This window comes from Paraburkholderia sp. GAS32 (assembly GCF_050434225.1).
In the GTDB taxonomy this organism is placed as follows: Bacteria; Pseudomonadota; Gammaproteobacteria; order Burkholderiales; family Burkholderiaceae; genus Paraburkholderia; species Paraburkholderia madseniana.
Genome location: NZ_JBNPVS010000042.1, coordinates 26531 through 43776, shown reverse-complemented (window position 1 = coordinate 43776; position 17246 = coordinate 26531). Strand labels below are relative to the sequence as shown.

General features: G+C 63.3%; 13 protein-coding genes. 9 read left to right on the top strand and 4 right to left on the bottom strand.

Annotated elements, in window-relative coordinates; translation table 11 throughout:
• Positions 1 to 262: 262 nt before the first annotated feature.
• Positions 263 to 943 (bottom strand): methyltransferase family protein, encoded by a 681-nt coding sequence (locus tag P3T25_RS36440; RefSeq protein ID WP_266241010.1) that lies wholly within the window; start codon positions 941 to 943, stop codon positions 263 to 265.
• A gap of 51 nt (positions 944 to 994) precedes the next feature.
• The gene (locus P3T25_RS36435) at positions 995 to 1834 is read right to left on the bottom strand and encodes an arylamine N-acetyltransferase family protein (protein ID WP_266241011.1); all 840 of its coding nucleotides are present in this window, start codon (positions 1832 to 1834) and stop codon (positions 995 to 997) included.
• Positions 1835 to 2233: 399 nt separating this feature from the next.
• Between P3T25_RS36435 and P3T25_RS36430 the strand changes: the two genes are divergently transcribed.
• The 6 genes from P3T25_RS36430 to P3T25_RS36405 all read left to right on the top strand — a co-directional run bounded on the left by P3T25_RS36430 (position 2234) and on the right by P3T25_RS36405 (position 10311).
• Positions 2234 to 3757: a carbohydrate porin gene (locus tag P3T25_RS36430; RefSeq protein ID WP_266241012.1), complete on the top strand. Its 1524-nt coding sequence runs from the start codon at positions 2234 to 2236 to the stop codon at positions 3755 to 3757.
• Between the two features lie 100 nt (positions 3758 to 3857).
• Complete coding sequence (locus P3T25_RS36425; protein WP_266241013.1) at positions 3858 to 5009, top strand: hypothetical protein; 1152 nt, start codon at positions 3858 to 3860, stop codon at positions 5007 to 5009.
• An 85-nt stretch (positions 5010 to 5094) separates the two neighbouring features.
• A complete protein-coding gene (locus tag P3T25_RS36420) occupies positions 5095 to 6483 on the top strand; it encodes a Dyp-type peroxidase (RefSeq protein ID WP_266241014.1) in 1389 nt (462 codons plus the stop codon).
• Positions 6484 to 6576: 93 nt separating this feature from the next.
• Positions 6577 to 7608 carry an iron ABC transporter substrate-binding protein gene (locus P3T25_RS36415; protein WP_154565772.1) on the top strand — a complete coding sequence of 344 codons (1032 nt, stop codon included), beginning with the start codon at positions 6577 to 6579 and terminating at the stop codon, positions 7606 to 7608.
• Positions 7609 to 9213 carry an ABC transporter permease gene (locus tag P3T25_RS36410; RefSeq protein ID WP_266241016.1) on the top strand — a complete coding sequence of 535 codons (1605 nt, stop codon included), beginning with the start codon at positions 7609 to 7611 and terminating at the stop codon, positions 9211 to 9213. It begins immediately after the preceding gene.
• Between the two features lie 39 nt (positions 9214 to 9252).
• Positions 9253 to 10311, top strand: coding sequence for an ABC transporter ATP-binding protein (locus P3T25_RS36405; protein ID WP_154565774.1), 1059 nt, complete (start codon positions 9253 to 9255; stop codon positions 10309 to 10311).
• A 9-nt stretch (positions 10312 to 10320) separates the two neighbouring features.
• On the opposite strand, the gene P3T25_RS36400 is transcribed toward P3T25_RS36405, so the two are convergent.
• Positions 10321 to 11196, bottom strand: a complete 876-nt coding sequence (locus tag P3T25_RS36400) for a LysR substrate-binding domain-containing protein (RefSeq protein WP_154565775.1) — start codon at positions 11194 to 11196, stop codon at positions 10321 to 10323.
• 114 nt (positions 11197 to 11310) lie between these two features.
• Between P3T25_RS36400 and P3T25_RS36395 the strand changes: the two genes are divergently transcribed.
• Together P3T25_RS36395 and P3T25_RS36390 are read left to right on the top strand one after the other, a co-directional pair.
• Complete coding sequence (locus P3T25_RS36395; RefSeq protein ID WP_266241017.1) at positions 11311 to 12231, top strand: DMT family transporter; 921 nt, start codon at positions 11311 to 11313, stop codon at positions 12229 to 12231.
• Between the two features lie 509 nt (positions 12232 to 12740).
• The gene (locus P3T25_RS36390; protein ID WP_429361865.1) at positions 12741 to 14879 is read left to right on the top strand and encodes a TonB-dependent receptor; all 2139 of its coding nucleotides are present in this window, start codon (positions 12741 to 12743) and stop codon (positions 14877 to 14879) included.
• A gap of 100 nt (positions 14880 to 14979) precedes the next feature.
• Here the strand turns inward: P3T25_RS36390 and P3T25_RS36385 are convergent, their stop codons facing one another.
• Positions 14980 to 16278, bottom strand: coding sequence for an MFS transporter (locus P3T25_RS36385; RefSeq protein ID WP_171927927.1), 1299 nt, complete (start codon positions 16276 to 16278; stop codon positions 14980 to 14982).
• 188 nt (positions 16279 to 16466) lie between these two features.
• Between P3T25_RS36385 and P3T25_RS36380 the strand changes: the two genes are divergently transcribed.
• Complete coding sequence (locus P3T25_RS36380) at positions 16467 to 17240, top strand: GntR family transcriptional regulator (RefSeq protein ID WP_266241019.1); 774 nt, start codon at positions 16467 to 16469, stop codon at positions 17238 to 17240.
• The last annotated feature ends 6 nt before the right edge of the window (positions 17241 to 17246 follow it).

The window sequence follows — 17246 nt, the reverse complement described above, 5'->3', positions numbered from 1 at the left end:
CCAAGCTGGGTTTTTAACTGCCGTCTAATTTGTATAGACAAGCTTGCATGAGTCAAAAAGCCATCGCAAGAGGATTTTTTCGAAATCGCCGAAATCATCGGGTAAGCCCCTATGCGCGACCGTGTAATAAGGCTTTTAAGGGAGTTTTGAAAGGGCAAAGACGGTGCGCCGGTCACCGCCGGCTGCGCCAGCGTGGTGCGTTTTGTCTAGACAGGTTGGTGTGAGAAGAGCGAACGCGCTTCGAGTTGGCGCGCAGCGCGCCCTACCAGATGAACGGCACGAAGCGATAACGCACGCGCGTGGTGTAGGCGGTGTAGCCCTCGAGTTGCGCTGCCAGCACGCGCTCCTCGCGCACCGCGCGCCAGCCAATGCCGATCACCAGCAACGGCACGCAGGCAAGCCCCCACCACGAGCCGAGCAGCAAGGGAGTGCCGATGAACAACAGCAGCGCGGCCGAGTACATCGGATGACGGACTAAGGCGTAGGGGCCGGTGTCGATGACTTTATGACCGCGGCTTGCCTGGATCTTCACGACGGGCGCGGCATAGCTATTCGCCCGGAACACGATCAGGCACATGAAAATGCAGACGAAGATACTGAGCGAGCCGAAACTCACCAGCCATACCGGCAGCGGCGCCGACCAGCGGTAGCGCATTGCATCGAGCGCCATCAGGACGAGCCAGGCGCTCCACATCACCGCCACGGCCACCATAAAGAAACTGTCCCAGCGACTTTGTTGCGCCTGAACGATCGGCGCGAGACGCTCGGCAAGCAGACCGGGATCGTGGCGCGCCAGCCAGAAACCGACCCACAAACTCAGCCCGCCGGTCTCGATCAGATACCACCAGCCGGCAGGCCACGCGAGCGTACCCGCGGCGCCGAACAGCAGCGCGCCCATGCATACCAGCCAGGCTGCTGTTTGCAGGACAAGGCGCGTGATCATGGCTGGTTCGTGCCCGCTGGTGGTTGTTGAAGTTCGCTATACGCGGCTGTCTCAGACGGAGGCCGTCGCGGGTGAGCGCACGCGCCCGAAAACGTCTGCCATGTCGATGTCGCCCGTGTTCAGACCGAATTGATCGCGAAGGCAGGTTGCGAGTTCGTCCGCGCTTTTTAGCTGCCGCTCGCTGATGATCTGGCCGTCCGCGGCGCGTTCGTTCAGTTGGTCGTTGCGCAAGGTCAGCCGCGACTCTGCCAGGACCCGGCAAACGATCAGATGATTCAGGAAGATCGAATCCGGTGCGGTCGAGGTGTACCAGTTCGAGGTCTCGTAATCGATCCACTCGACCGGGTGCAGGTCGAAACGGTAGACACGGGCCCACGTGTCATCGCGGGATTGGACGTCGAGGTAGAGCGCGTCGTTCGATGCATCGGCGAGGCGGAACGTGCCGAGTTGCGTCGGCTGCGCGGTGCCGGCGATCAGGCGCAGCGGTGCCGTCAACGTCATGCTGCCGAAACCGACATCGGCGATCCAGGCTTCGTCTTTGATGTCGACGCGCAACACCATGTGCGTGCGAGGGGGGATCGCTCCGGATTCGCGGCCCCAAAGGACTCGGCCCAGCAGGGGCGTTATGTCGAAGCCTAACTGCGTCAGGACGTTCGCGAAGAGTGCGTTCTGCTCGAAGCAATAGCCGCCACGTTTTTGCGCGATCAGCTTTTGTTCGACTGATTCGAGATCCAGTTTTACCGCACGGTGTGTGAGCGGATTCAGGTTCTCGAAGGGGATCGCTCTGGGATGCAGCTTGTGGAGTTCCTGGAGCACTTCCAGCGTCGCCGCGCGAGGTCCTTTGTAGCCGATGCGGGTGAAATAGTTTTCCAGATTCACTGTGTGTGACATCGGTGTCGTCCCGGTATGGTTTTGGGCGCCAGGCAGCACTTAAGGCTTTCGCACTGCGGCGCGGCTTCGGAAGATGATCATAGCTTCTTTTGTTCCCTGCCCCGAATCCGGGCTCCGGAACCGGTTCGACATGGCCACAACCATACTAAATCATTACGTTTATATTCCATTTAATTTACATACAAAGAACCTTTAGCAGCAGTACGTAAAGCTAAAAATTACACGCCAGTAATATTGATACGAATCGTTCTCATTTGTGTTGACGCACCTATTCCGCATGCGTACGATCTCGCCATCTGCCGCATCAGGCGTCGCGAACCGATGCGGCACATCGCAGGCACCTGGTGACGTAGCGCCGCGATAGTCAGATCAGTCGATACAACACAAATAAGGATTTCGATGAAGTTCGCTCAGTCCGTCGAGCCCGCCATTCAGGCGCGTTCGCTTCACGACTCCGCCATGCGCGGCGGCGCCACGCGTCGTTCGCGTTTGCCTTCCTTGCGCCGCGCCGCGCTTTGCGCGGCTTTCGCGTGGGCCTCGTTGACCGCCGGCGCGGCCATGGCGGAAGCCAATCCCGATGCCGCGCCGGAAGCGCCCGAAGCCGACCTGAACATCAAGGCGACGCAGACGAATCAGTGGACCGGGTTCTGGAATCGCCCGACGATGCTCGGCGACATCGGCGGTCTGCGCCCCTGGCTGGGCAAATACGGCGTGACGTTCACGCTCACGGAAACCAGCGAAGTGCTCGCCAATGTCCGCGGCGGTCTCGCGCGCGGCGCGGACTACGATGGCCTGACCACGGCGACCGTGCAGATGGACACGCAAAAGGCGTTCGGTTTGCCGGGCGGCCTGTTCAACGTCAGCGCCTTACAGATCCACGGGGCCAACCTCAGCGCCAACAAGCTCGGCACGCTGAATACGGCCAGCGGCATCGAAGCTCAGGACACGACCCGCCTGTGGGAACTGTGGTACCAGCAGTCGTTCCTGAACAAGCGCATCGACGTGAAGGTCGGTCAGCAAAGTATCGACCAGGAATTCATCACCAGCACGAATTCAGCGCTGTTCGTGAACACGATGTTCGGCTGGCCTGCCCTGCCGTCCTACGACATGCCGTCCGGCGGTCCCGCTTATCCGCTGGCCGACCTCGGCGTGCGCGTGCGCGGACAGATCACGCCTTCGTTAACGGCGCTCGCCGGCGTATTCGACGGCGATCCGCTCGGCAACAACCCGAACAACAAGAGCGGCACCAACTTCAACCTGCACAACGGCACGCTGTTCATCGGCGAGTTGCAGTACGCGATCAACCAGCCGGCCGACGGCGAAATGGTCAGTGCGGGCGGCGGCGGTTTGCCCGGCACCTACAAGCTCGGCGTCTGGTACAACAACGGCAGCTTCGCCGATCAGCGCTTCGACAACACCGGCCTCTCGCTCGCGAACCCGGCGACGACCGGCGTCGCGCAGAATCATCACGGCGACTATAGCTTCTACGCGGTTGCCGACCAGATGATCTGGCGCCCGGATCCGGACTCGCCGCGCAGCCTCAACGTCTTCGCGCGCGTGATGGGCGCGCCCGGCGACCGCAATCTGGTGAGCGTCGCGGCCAACCTCGGCATCGTGCTGAAGGCGCCGTTCGTCGGTCGCGACAACGACAGCGCCGGCATCGCGCTCACCTACATCAAGATCGGCAACCACGCGAATGGTCTTGATCAGGATAACCTGGCATTCAGCGGCGGCCCCTACGGCGTGCGCACCAGCGAAACCACGCTCGAAGCGACCTACCAGTATCAGGTCAACCCGTGGTGGCAACTGCAGGCCGACGCTCAATATACGTTCAATGCCGGCGCCGGCCAGAACCCGAGCGATCCGACGCAGCCGCTGCGCAACACGTTCGTCATCGGCGTGCGGACCAACATTACGTTCTGATGCCGTTCGCCATCACCACACACGCTCAAGACCCATCGAATCCCATGCTTTCGATCATGACCGCAACTACCGCTTTGTGCGCAGGCACCGAGGCTCACTCATGAACAATCCCACGCGCAAGTTTTCGCCGCGCGCCGCGCGCGCCCTGATCGCCGCCGCAGTCAGCACGGCCGCATTCGCGACGGCCGGCCTCGCGCACGCCGAACCGCAAGGTTTCCTCGAAACCGTCAAGCATCACACCACGCTGATCAACACCGTGCCGGGGAACGGCGACCAGAATCCGTACGCGGTGGTGGTCGCTCCGGTGACGGCAGGCACCGTCAAGCAAGGTGACGTCCTGGTCGGCAACTTCAATAACTCGACCAATCTGCAGGGTACCGGCAGCACGATCATCAACTATCACCCGGACACCAAGGAGATGACGGTGTTCGCCACGGTGCCGCGCGATCTGAAGGAATGCCCGGGCGGCATCGGCCTGTCGACCGCGATGACGATGCTCAAGTCGGGCTACGTGATCGTCGGCAGCACGCCGAGCAATGACGGCACCACCGGCACCAAGGGCGCCGGCTGCCTGATCGTGATCGATCCGAACGGCAAGGTTGCATCGGCCATCAGCAGCCCGAATATCAACGATCCGTGGGGCAACATGGCGGTCGTCGATAACGGCACCAGCGCGACGCTGTTCGTCAGCAACGCCGGCTTCGGCGTGGGCGGTGCGAACGGCAATCCGCCGGTGTTCAAGCAGGCCACCGTGCTGCGTCTGGACCTCGACGTGCCGGCCGGCAAGGCTCCCGTCGTCAAGAAGGAAACCGTGGTGGGCAGCGGCTTCGGCGCACAGGCCGATAAGGGCGTGTTCCTCGTCGGCCCGACCGGACTCGCGCTCTCGAACGATCAGAAACTGCTGTACGTGTCCGATGCAATCGGCAACCGCATCACCGAAATCGACGAACCGATGACGCGCGACACCAGCGCAGGCGTGGGCCGCCAACTGACCGCCGACGGTCTGCTGCATCGCCCGCTTGCAATGGTCACCGCGCCGAACGGCCACCTGCTCGTCACGAACGCGCTGAACGGCCAGATCGTCGAAATCGATCCGGCCAGCGGCAAGCAGATCTACGCACGCTGGATCGACACCGACAAGGCGCAATCGCCCCCGGGCAACGGCGACCTGTTCGGTCTCGCGATGACGCCTGAAGGCGACGGTTTCTACTACGTGCAGGACGACGTGAACACCCTGGTGCTCGCGAAGTAGACGCAGCAAAGACGGACGCAGATCCGGCCAACGAGCCGGAACGCAACCCAGGCATTCCCCACGGCCAAATGAAGGTGAAGGAACCATGGCAAACGATCAACCCCCGCGGCCCTCTCGGCGCGGTTTTCTGAGGGCCGGCAGTGCGGCGGTCGCAGCGGGCGCGAGCCTCGGTGCGACCGGCGTCGCCCAGGCCGCGCTCGGCAAGACGCCGGCGCACGGTGCCGATCCGCAGACGGCGGTCGAGCCGTTCTACGGCTTGCATCAAGGCGGCATCGTCACGCCCCAGCAGAGTCACACGTACGTTGCCGCGCTCGATCTGACGACCGAGAAACGCGAAGACGTGATCGCGCTGCTGCGTGCCTGGACCGACGCTGCCGCGCGCCTGACGCAAGGCGCCACAGCCGCACCGCTGCCGACCGGCGCCGCGGCCAAAACAGCACTGGCAGACACAAAGATTGATACGCAGGTCGGCACGAAGTCCGATGCCAAGGCCAACGACACAGCCTACAGCCCGACCAACACCAAAGCCGCGCCCGATTCCGGCGACGTGCTCGGCCTCGGCCCATGCGGCCTGACGATCACGTTCGGTTTCGGCCCGGGTCTGTTCACGAAGGACGGCAAGGACCGCTACGGCCTCGCCTCGCGCCGCCCCGCCGCGCTCGTCGATCTGCCGCGCTTCAACGGCGACCAGCTCATCGCCGAAAAAACCGGCGGCGACCTGTACATCCAGGCCTGCGCGAACGATCAGCAGGTCGCGTTTCACGCGGTCCGGCAATTGGCGCGTCTCGCGTACGGCACCGCAGCGATGCGTTGGGGCCAGGCCGGTTTCCTGTCCGGTCCGCGCGGTCAGACGCCGCGCAATCTGATGGGCTTCAAGGACGGCACCAACAATCCGTCGACCGCAAAACCACAGTTGATGAACGAATTCGTCTGGGCCGGCGCCACCGCCGACGCGCCCTGGATGGAAGGCGGCACCTACACCGTGGTACGGCGCATCCGCATCACGCTCGAACACTGGGACAACACTGAAGTCGACTTCCAGGAGCAGGTGTTCGGCCGTCACAAATATAGCGGCGCGCCGATCGGCAAGAAAAACGAGTTCGACGCCGTGGACCTGAAGGAAGAGGACAAGGACGGCAATCCGGTGATTCCGGAGAACTCGCATGTGCGTCTGTCGAATCAGGCGAGCAACAACGGCGCGCAGATTCTGCGCCGCTCCTATTCGTACAACGACGGCACGAACTTCTACATCGAGCGCTGGCCGCCGTGGCGTCAGGAAACCGAGTACGACGCGGGGCTGATTTTCGTGGCTCACCAGAGCGACCCGCGTACCGGCTTCATTCCGATCAACGACAAGCTCGCGAAGTTCGACATGATGAACCAGTTCACGACGCACGTAGGCAGCGCGGTGTTCGCGGTGCCGCCGGGCGCGAAGCCGGGTTCGTATATCGGCGCGGGGTTGTTCGAGACGTAATGCAAGCCACGAAGTAAGTCGCAAAGCAAGCCGCCGGCCGCGAGGCAGGCGGCGCATCAAAGACCAACAACATCACTAACGGATTTTAGGATCATGGCTCATTCCTGGTTTGGCACTCGCCTGCGCCTCGTCAGCAGCGCTGCCGCCCTCACGCTGGCCGCCTTCGCGACCGTACCGTCGACGGCCCACGCTGCGTCGATCACGCTCTACAACGCGCAGCACGAGCAGGTCGTCAATCTGCTCGCCAAGGACTTCGAAAAGCAGTCGGGCATTTCGGTGAAGATCCGCAACGGCGAAGGCCCGGCGATGGCCGCGCAAATCGTCGCGGAAGGTGCAGCGACGCCCGCCGACGTGTATTTCACGGAAAATTCGCCCGAGCTGACGCTGCTCGAAGAGAAAGGCCTCTTGAACAAGGTCGACGGTTCGACCCTCGCTACCGTGCCGGCGCGTTTCAACTCGCCGACCGGCGCATGGGTCGGCGTGACCGCGCGTGAAAGCGTGCTGGCCTACAACACGACCAAGCTGCAAGCATCGCAACTGCCGCAATCGCTGATCGACCTGGCCAAGCCAGAATGGAAAGGTAAGGTCGGCATTGCACCGAGCGACGCCGACTTCCTGCCGCTCGTGAGCGCCGTACTCGCGCTGAAGGGCGAAGCGCAAACCGTGCAATGGCTGAAGGGCCTGAAAGCCAACGCGCAGATTTTCGACGACGAAGAAGGCGTGGTCGCCGCGGTCAATCGTGGCGGCGTGGCTACCGGTGTGATCAACAACTACTACTGGGACCGTCTGCACGCCGAACTCGGCGACGCGAAAACCCGCAGCGCGGTTCATCACTTCGGCAACGGCGACGTCGGCGCGCTGGTGAACGTGTCGGGCGCGGCAGTGCTGAAGTCCGCGCACAACACGGACGGCGCGCAGAAGTTTCTCGCCTATCTGGTCGGCGAACGCGCGCAAAAGTTGATGGCGAACAGCCACGTCATGTTCGAATATCCGCTGCACGCAGGTGTCGCGCCGGACCCGATCCTCAAGCCCTTCGCTGAACTGAATCCACCGGCGCTGACGATCCAGCAACTCGGCGACGACAGCCAGGCAGGCAAGTTGCTGCGCCAGGCAGGCTTACTGTAAATGAGCGATGCCGTGTCAGCCGGGCCTCCGGTTGTAACCCCCGCCCCGGCGCGCGCCCATTCGCGCGCGCCGCGCGGTTTGTTCGCGGCAGCAGCACTCAGCGCTTTGCTGGTGTTGCTGCCGATTGCGTTTACCTTCTGGCGCGCCGCGAGCTTCGGTATCGGCGAGGCGGTCGATCTGATCTTCCGGCCACTCGTCGGCGAACTGCTGGTCAACACGCTGCTGATCACCGTATCGACCACGCTCGTCTGCGCTGCCGTCGGCACGGCGGCCGCCTGGTTTGTCGAACGCACGCATTTGCCGGGGCGGCGCATCTGGGCCGTGCTCGCTGCCGCGCCACTTGCGATGCCGGCCTTCATCTCGAGCTATGCCTGGGTGTCGCTGAGCCTGGATTTGCAAGACTTCAACGGCGCATTGCTGGTGCTGAGCTCCGCGTATTTCCCGCTCGTTTATCTTCCGGTGGCCGCGGCGTTGCGCAGCATGGACCCGGCGCTCGAAGAAAGCGCGCGCGCGCTCGGCTGCAACCGCTGGACCACGTTCATTCGCGTCGTGCTGCCGCAACTGCGCCCTGCGCTGCTCGGCGGCATGCTGCTGGTGGCACTCGGCGTGCTGTCTGAATTTGGCGCGTTTACGCTGCTGCGCTTTCGCACCTTCACCACGCAAATCTACGCGGAATACCGCACCAGTTTCGACGGCGGTGGTGCTTCGCTGCTCGCGTGCCTGCTGATCGTGATCTGCCTCGTCGTGCTGGCCTTCGAGTTTCGGGTACGCGGCGCGGCGCGTTATGAACGCGTCGATCGCGGCACACGTCGCGCGGTGTTGCGCTACGACCTCGGCGCGTGGCGTTGGGTCGTCGTCGCCGGTTTTGCCGCGCTTGCGATCGCAACGCTCGGTGTGCCGCTCGGCATGATCGGCTTCTGGCTTACGCAACCGGGCGCGGCCGCCGTCACCCCGGCTGACGTGTCGCCCGAACTGCTGTTCAACGCGACGATCTCGTCGCTCGGTTTCGGGCTCGCCGCCGCATTGCTGACCACGCTACTGGTGGTGCCGCTCGCGTTCCTGCTGGTGCGCTATCCGACGCGTTTCGCGACGCTGTTCGAACGCACCGTGTTTCTGGCACAAGGCATACCCGGGCTGGTGATCGCGCTGGCCATCGTGTCGCTCGCGGTGCATGCACTGCAACCGCTTTATCAAAGCGCGACGCTGCTGGTGATCGCTTACGCGATGCTGTTCATGCCGGTGGCACTGGTGAGCGTGCGCGCCGCCTTCATGCAGGCGCAGCCACGTCTTGAAGAGACTGCGCGCGCACTCGGCCTGACCTGGTCGCAGACCCTGTTCCGCGTGGTGTTGCCGCTCGCGGGCCCTGGACTCGGCGCGGCCGCGGCGATGGTGTTCATTTCGGTCGTCACCGAGCTGAATGCGACGCTGCTGCTCTCTCCCATCGACACGCAAACACTCGCGACCCAGGTCTGGGCCGACACGTCGACAATGGCGTTCGCCGCCGCCGCGCCCTATGCGGCGTTGCTCACCGGCATTTCGCTGTTCGCCTCCGGCCTCCTGTTCGCATTGCTCGGCAAATCGGCATTACTCGGCGAGCGCAGCTGAACGTCGCGCGCCCTCGCCCGCTTTTTCCATCGGATTTTCATGAGCGAACTTCGTATCCGCGGCCTGCAAAAATCGTTCGACGGCCATCCGGTGCTGCACGGCATCGATCTCTCCGTCGAACGCGGCACGCTGCTCGCGCTGCTCGGACCGTCCGGCAGCGGCAAGACCACCTTGCTGCGGCTGTTGTGCGGCTTCGAACGCGCGGATCGTGGCAGCGTCGAAATCGACGGCCGCCTCGTTGCTGGCGACAACCTGCATGTGCCTTCCGAGCAGCGCCACATCGGCTATGTGCCGCAGGAAGGTGCGCTGTTTCCGCATCTGTCCGTGGCGGACAACATCGTGTTCGGCTTGCCGCGGACGCAGCGGCGCGCACGTCATCGGGTGGCTGAATTGCTGGAGCTGGTCGGCTTGCCCGCGAACTTCGGCGCTCGCGCGCCGCAGCAGTTATCGGGCGGTCAGCAGCAGCGTGTGGCGTTGGCTCGCGCGCTCGCGCCGTCGCCGACGCTGGTGATGCTCGACGAACCTTTCTCCTCGCTCGACGCCGCCTTGCGGCTCGAAACGCGGCAAGCGGTGGCAAGCGCCCTGGCCGCGACGGGCGCAACGGCGGTCCTTGTCACGCACGATCAATCGGAAGCGCTGTCGCTCGGTCACGAGGTTGCGGTGCTGTGGAACGGCCGGCTGATCCAGACCGCCACGCCGGAGACGCTGTACCGCCGGCCGGTGACGCGTGAACTCGCGTCGTTCGTCGGTGAAGCGGTGTTGTTGCCGGGCGTCGTCAAGCACGATCGCGTCGACTGCGAGCTCGGCGACTTGGCGCTGTGCGAGCCGATGGGCAATGGCGCAGTCGATGTGATGGTGCGGCCTGAACAGATCCGTCTGCTGCGTGCTGAAGAAACGATGCCGAATGGCGTGGCGTCCTATGACGCCGTCGTGCAGGAGGTGATCTTTCAGGGGCAGGACGCGGGCGTCGCGCTGCAATTGCAGTCCGGCGCGCGGACCGTGGTGCGCGCTCGCGTGCCGGGTTATCTGTCGCCGCGGCCGGGCGAACACGTGCGGCTTGCGGTGGATGGTGAAGTGACGGCTTATCCGCGTAGTTGAGCGGCGCGGTTAAGCCCCGCGCGTTTGCGGGCGCAGCGACAAATCCTGCACCATCTGCGCGGCCAGATAATCGCACGTGGGCCGGTCCGATTTGGCGCTACGCGCCACCACGATTTCCAGCGGCGCGATCTTCGGCAAGCCTTGCGCTTCGCCGAGAATCGCCAGCCGCGGCGGCACGCTGCATCGCGTGAGTGCGATCACCGACAGCCCCGCGTCCACCGTCGCCACTAAACCCATCAGACTGGCGCTGCTAAACGCCGCCCGATAGCGGATATGCGCGCCGTCCAGCGCAGCCAGCGTGTGCTGGCGCGCGACACAACCCGGCTCGTAAAGCCCAACTGGCAAAGGCGACGCCGCCAGCACCGGCGTATCCACCGACGCCCCTACCCACACCATCGGCTCGCTGCGCACGAACTCGCCGCGCAATTTTCGGTCACGCGTAACGAAGGCGAGATCGATCTTGTTGTCCGCCAGCATCGGCGCGAGCGACGTGCTCTGCGCGCAGACGATCTCGATCTCCACGTGCGGATACAGATTCGAAAAACGCCGCAATACCGGCGACAGCAGCGACGACACGTAGTCGTCCGGTGCGCCCAGCACCACGCGCCCGGTCACCTCGGGCCGCACGATCGCCGACCACGCCTCCTCATGCAACGCCAGCACGCGCCGCGCGTATTCGAGCAGCGTATTGCCGGGCCGCGTGAGCGAGAGATTGCGCGTATTGCGGGCGAACAGCGTGGTGCCGAGCATGGTTTCGAGCCGCTTGATCTGCATGCTGACTGCCGCCTGCGAGCGATGCACGGTCGTCGAAGCCTTCGTGAAGCTGCCCGTTTCCACCACCGCGACGAAGGTGCGCAGCAAATCGACGTCGAATTCGGGGTGCATGATTTATCAATCCAGCTTATGGAATTACTCAATTTAATTCGTTTGTCCATGCCGCGCAAGCCGCGCGATACTCGTGACTCCACCTTATGTGACCCACTTCCGGAGCCGCTTCGCATGTCCCTCACCCAACGTCAACAAGGCGCCATTACGCTGGCCAGCGGCGGGCTTCTGATGGGCACGCTCGGCATCTTCGTCGAGGAAGCGCGGCTCGGCGCGCTGACGCTGGTGTTCTTTCGCTGCCTGTTCGGCTTCCTCTCGCTCGCGGCGTATTGCGCGTGGAAAGGTTTCTTCACACGCGCGCATTTCACGCGGCGCACCGTCGCGCTCGCGCTGATCTCCGGCGTGTTGATGGTCACGCAGTGGGTCGGTTTCTTCGACGCAATCCATCGCACCAGCATTGCGGTGGCGACCGTGGTGTTTCATGTGCAGCCGTTCTGGGTCGTGCTGATGGGCGCGGCGCTGTTCAACGAGCGCCTCGGCGCCGACCGGCTCGGCTGGATCGCAACCGCGTTCGTCGGGCTAGTTTTGGCTTCGGGCGTCGCGGCCACCGTGAATCTGCAGGGACATACAAGCTATCTGATCGGTATCGGAGAAGCATTGGCAGGTTCGGTGCTGTATGCGAGCGTCACGCTGATCGCCAAGGGACTCGGCAGTCTGCGACCGCATCTGCTGACGCTCGCGCAATGCGCGGTCGGCGTGGTGTGCCTGCCCTTCATTGCGCCGCTTACCGCCGTGCATATCGGGCCGATGCAGTGGTTCTGGCTGGTCGGCATGGGCGTGCTGCATACGGGGTTGTCATACGTGCTGATCTACGGCGCGCTACCGAAACTGACCACGCCGATCATCGCCGTGCTGCTATTCGTCTATCCGCTGACGGCGATCGTGGTCGATGCGGTTGTGTACGGGCGAGCGCTGTCGCTGCCGCAACTCGCGGGTATGGCATTGATCGTCATCGCAAGTCTGGGCGTGAATCTCGGCTGGCCGCTACTTTCGATGTTGCGCCCCGGCGCCCGCGCACGGCGTCACGCCGATTGAGCTTTGAGCAGTAGGGCCGGCGGCGCCGGACGGGTTGCACGCCGGTCGCGCGCCGCTTACCGTCACCGGGTGACAGTTCGCGTTCGGGGCATCGGCTTTCATTTCGCCGAAAAAAATCCCTGCAAAAACCCCGCATTTTCCATTCATTTCGCACAATCGAGAATCGTTCTCGTTTATACTTTCCAGATATTACAAGCCGGGCACTGATCCGGCTTCTGCTGCACTTCCCATCCCCACATCGACATGCCATTCCGAGGCAGCCGATGTCACGCCAGCGCATCTTGCGTTGACGCACGGCGCCCCGGCCGTTTCGACTTTCGAATTCATTCAACAGCAACAGGGGAAATCACCACTTCGTCTCGCCTGACTGACCACACGCCCTTTGCCTGGCCGTGCGCGCCTGCTTGCGCCTTCTTTGCGCACGTCTGGCGCTTTTGTATTGGCGCTTCCGCTGAACGCTGCACGTCAAAACCAAAAACACTACCCATCCATACTCGAAGAACGTCGCCATGAACGTCAAAAAGAATACTTACCGCGCGCTACTGCTCGCCACTTCTCTTGCCAGCGCCAAACCTTTGCTGGCGCAGGAAGCTACGCCCGCTGCCGGCGCGGCCGACAGCACGCTGCCCGCCATCGCCGTCAAGGCCGCGGCCGACCGCTCGTACGACTCGAACACTTCGAACACCGCGACCAAGATGAACATGTCGCTGATGGACGTGCCGCAGACGGTCAACGTCGTGCCGCGCGCGCTGCTCGACGAACAGAACGCGACCTCGCTGCAGGACGCGTTGCGCAACGTGCCGGGCATCGGTTTCTCGGTCGGCGATGGTCAGCGCGACCAGATCACCCTGCGCGGCTTCAACAACATCACCGATCAATACGTCGACGGCATTCGCGACGATGCGCTCTACTATCGCGATCTGTCGAACGTCGAACGTGTCGACGTGCTGAAGGGGCCGGCGGCCGTGCTCTATGGACGCGGCTCGGCCGGCGGCCTGATCAACCGCGTACTGAAGAAGCCGACGGCCAATCCACAGCAAGCTGTGGGTGTGACGCTAGGCACCGAAGGCGAACGGCGCGGCGAATTCGATCTCGGCTGGAATGCGAACGACGCCGCGCGTTTTCGCATCACCGGCGCCGCCGAAAACTCGAACAGCTTTCGCGACCAGTTCCAGTTGAATCGCCAGGCCGTGGCGCCGTCCGCGCAATTCCGCATCGACAAGGACACCATCCTCAATATCGAAGCCGATTATCTGCACGACCGCCGCACCTCGGATCAGGGTCTGCCCGCCTATCTCGGCCGCCCGGTCAACGTGCCGATCAACACGTACTACGGTTCGGCCGACGCCGCGAACACGTCCTATAACGATGTCGATGCGAAGAGCGCGACTGTATCGCTCGATCACCGCTTCAACGATTCGCTGTCGTTGCACACTGCCGTGCGCGCGTACGACTTCTCGCTCGAACGCAAAAACTACGTCACGTATGAGCCGATCAAGACGGCGCCGAATCCGGTCGTCACGCTCGATCAAAGCACCCGCTTTCGCCAGGATCACGGCGTGGACGGCCTCTTCGAATTGACGCAGAAAACGACGCTGTTCGGGATGAAGCACGAGCTGCTGTACGGCGTCGAGCTGTCGCAACAGCAGAAATTCGACACCCTCTACTCGACCACCAAGGTCGCAACGTACAACCTGTACGATCCGCAACTCATCGATTTGCCGGGTGTGAAGCCGGGCACGGCGGCGAAGACGAATGCATCGACCGTGCTGGGACTCGCCGGCGTCTACACGCAGGACCTGATCTCACTGACCGAGCACTGGAAGATTCTTGCCGGCCTGCGCTTCGACTATCTGACGCAGACCCGCAACGACTACACTTCGGCGCACGTGAATCTGGACCGCACGGATCGCGCGTGGAGTCCGCGTGTCGGTCTGATTTACGAACCGCTCGACTGGGTGTCGCTGTACGCGTCGTATAGCCAGTCGTTCTCGCCGCTCGCCGATACGCTGATCAGCAGCGGCGCATTCGCCAACGGTTCGGCGCTGGCGCCGCAAAAGACCACCAGCTTCGAAATCGGCTCGAAGTTCGACCTGGGCCGCGCGAGCTCGAGCGTCGCGCTGTTCGACATGAAGCAGACCAATCAGCAGATCGCCGATCCGTCCAACCCGACTTACGCGCTGCCGATCGGTACGCAGCACGTGCGCGGGCTGGAACTATCCACCACGGGAGAAATCGCGCCGAAGTGGTCCGTGTATGCGGGGTATGCGTACCTGAACGGAAACGTCGACGGCTCGCCGCAAGCGAGTTCAGCCGGGCTGGTGCTGCACAACAACACGCCGGGACTGATGCCGCGTCATAGCGCGAGCGTGTGGATCAAGCGCGATCTGAAGTACGGGTTCTACGCGGCTGGCGGTGCGCAGTTCCAGTCGGCGCGCTATACCTCGGCGAGCGATGCGGTCACCTTGCCTTCTTTCGTGACGTTCGATCTCGGCGCGGGGTATCACGGCAAGAACGTGGACGTGGCATTGACGCTGGATAATCTGTTCGACCGCAAGTACTTCATCGCGGCGCACGGCAACGCGGATATGTACAACATGCCGGGCGCGCCGCGCACGCTGACGGTGTCGGCAAGGTGGCGTATGTGAGGGGTGTAACGCGTGACATGCGCTGCACGCGTTGATGCGTTAAACGAACAACCGGGCACTGCGCCCGGTTGTTCGTTTCAGTCGTCATAGTGAAAACGGCTCACTGCGGCAACACCTCTCCCTTCGTCTCCGGCGCAAACGGAATCACGAACAGGCCGACGATAAACGCCAGCGCCGTGAGCGCCACCGGCACGCCCAGCGTATGCATATGCAACACCGCCGCGCCGAGCAGAAAATTCACACCGGCTCCGACAAACCGCCCGAACGACGTGCAGAACGCAAACGCCGTGGCTCGCACCCGGGTCTCGAACTGCTCCGGCAGCCACAAGCTGAACAGCGCGAAATTGCCGCCGAAGAAACCCAGCACGCAGAGCCACGCAATAAATGGCGCGAGCCCATTCGGCAGATAGAACGCCCAGCCAAAACTGCCGACAATCGCCACCGCCATGCCGAGGAAGTAAACCGCCAGTGTCTTCTTGCGGCCGATCCGCTCAGCCAGCGGCGGCAACGCGAGACAACCGAGAATCGTCGAAATCGACAGCAAGCCGGTTGCCAGCGACGCGGTCCGGATCGCATCGTTCTTCGCCATGCCGGCCTTCGTCGCCAGTTGGATAACAGCCGATGGCTCGTATACCGCGCCTGCCCACAAACCGATAATCGCGATCGTCAGTAGAATGCACGCAACCCACGTGCGGCGCCGATACGTCGGCCCGAAAATTTCGCGCAGCGGTTTGGCGCGCACGGTGCTCGCGTCCGCCTTTTCCCACTTCTCCGTTTCCTTCACGCGCAGCAGCACCAGAATCGCGACCACGACCGGCACCGCGCCGGTCAGGAACATCGCGCGCCAGCCGTAGTGCACGCCGATCGTGTAGTTGAGCGCGGCCGCCAGAAAGAACCCGGCGTAATAGCCCGTTTGCAGATACCCGGCGCCCATCTTGCGGCGATCTTCCGGCCATGACTCGGCCACATAAGTTCCCGCCAACGCCCACTCGCCGCCAATGCCGACCCCGGCAATGAAGCGATAGATGGCGAGCTCCCACACGTTGTGCGAGGTCGCCGCAAGTCCCGTGAAAATAGCGAACGTGAAAATGGTGCCCGCCAGCACCTTGGTGCGGCCGAAGCGGTCCGCCAGCGGTCCCCAGATGAACGACAGCCCCCAGCCCACCAGAAACAGCGCGAACAGAATCGAACCGGCGAGGCCGACATTCGCGGGCGTCGCGGCATACCCCGAGCGCGGCAGCAACTCGGTCAACGCCGGCGTCAGCACGAGCGCGTAGATGAACGAGTCCATCCCGTCGAGCGTCCAGCCGGCCCACGCTCCCCAAAATCCTGCGATCTGCGAACGATTGAGCGGCGTGCGGCGCCGAACGACCGGCGTGCGGTCGGTTAGTGAATTCATCATGCTCCTCCGGCCCTGCGGTTGGCTTACGTGACTTACATAAAGGGAACGACGAGATGGCGCGCTTGCCAGTGGATCGCTGTGCCTCGTATAACGACGAGAGGACATCGCAGGCCACCGGGTGGTGGAAAACTTTCCGGGTTTGCCCGCCTGTTAAGTGCGCAATTTCATATATAATATTCAATATCATGAACGACGCAATAGATGGTTTTCCCCTGGATGCCCCGGCGCGCAGCCCGCTTTTACCCGCGGCGGCGCCGCGTGAGAGCACGTCCCACATCATCGCGGAGGCGTTGCGCGCGGCGATTGTCGACGGCACCCTGGCGCCTGGTGCGCCGCTGCGGCAGGACGCGATCGCGCGGCATTTTTCGGTCAGCGCCATTCCTGTGCGCGAGGCCTTGCGCCAGCTCGAAAGCGAAGGCTGGGCGAGAGCCGCCGTGCATAAAGGCGCGACCGTCGCGCCGTTGTCGGCGGATGAAGCGCGCGAAATCTATGAGATTCGCTCCGCGCTGGAGAGCCTCGCCATCGGACTCGCCATTCCGAATCACACGGCCGCCACGCTGCGCGAATCCGCCACCCTTTGCCTTGCCGCCGAACGCGAGCCGGACCCGTCGTTGTACGTCGCACGCAATGTCGCGTTTCATATGAGCCTGTATGCGCCCGCCGCCCGTCCGCAACTCGAGGACATGATCGGCACGCTGCATCGGCGCGGCGAACGGTATCTGCGCCTGAAGTTCGGTCTGCCGTCGTACAAAGGCGAGTCGGACAACGAACACACCGCCTTGCTCGACGCCGTACAACGTCGTGATATTCCCGCTGCACAGTCCCTGGTTGTCGCGCATCTGCTCGGCACCGGCGACCTGCTCCATCGTTTCCTGACCGAACGCGCGCAGGCGGAAGCCGCGCTTGCGAATCAACCCAAGCCGCGCGCCAGACGCACGCGCACCACCACCGGGAGCTGAATCCGC

Coding starts and splice junctions, on each gene's coding strand:
- P3T25_RS36415 (WP_154565772.1), top strand. CDS start 6,577: ATGGCTCATTCCTGGTTTGGCACTCGCCTGCGCCTCGTCAGCAGCGCT.
- P3T25_RS36410 (WP_266241016.1), top strand. CDS start 7,609: ATGAGCGATGCCGTGTCAGCCGGGCCTCCGGTTGTAACCCCCGCCCCG.
- P3T25_RS36430 (WP_266241012.1), top strand. CDS start 2,234: ATGAAGTTCGCTCAGTCCGTCGAGCCCGCCATTCAGGCGCGTTCGCTT.
- P3T25_RS36385 (WP_171927927.1), bottom strand. CDS start 16,278: ATGAATTCACTAACCGACCGCACGCCGGTCGTTCGGCGCCGCACGCCG.
- P3T25_RS36405 (WP_154565774.1), top strand. CDS start 9,253: ATGAGCGAACTTCGTATCCGCGGCCTGCAAAAATCGTTCGACGGCCAT.
- P3T25_RS36390 (WP_429361865.1), top strand. CDS start 12,741: ATGAACGTCAAAAAGAATACTTACCGCGCGCTACTGCTCGCCACTTCT.
- P3T25_RS36425 (WP_266241013.1), top strand. CDS start 3,858: ATGAACAATCCCACGCGCAAGTTTTCGCCGCGCGCCGCGCGCGCCCTG.
- P3T25_RS36435 (WP_266241011.1), bottom strand. CDS start 1,834: ATGTCACACACAGTGAATCTGGAAAACTATTTCACCCGCATCGGCTAC.
- P3T25_RS36440 (WP_266241010.1), bottom strand. CDS start 943: ATGATCACGCGCCTTGTCCTGCAAACAGCAGCCTGGCTGGTATGCATG.
- P3T25_RS36400 (WP_154565775.1), bottom strand. CDS start 11,196: ATGCACCCCGAATTCGACGTCGATTTGCTGCGCACCTTCGTCGCGGTG.
- P3T25_RS36380 (WP_266241019.1), top strand. CDS start 16,467: ATGAACGACGCAATAGATGGTTTTCCCCTGGATGCCCCGGCGCGCAGC.
- P3T25_RS36420 (WP_266241014.1), top strand. CDS start 5,095: ATGGCAAACGATCAACCCCCGCGGCCCTCTCGGCGCGGTTTTCTGAGG.
- P3T25_RS36395 (WP_266241017.1), top strand. CDS start 11,311: ATGTCCCTCACCCAACGTCAACAAGGCGCCATTACGCTGGCCAGCGGC.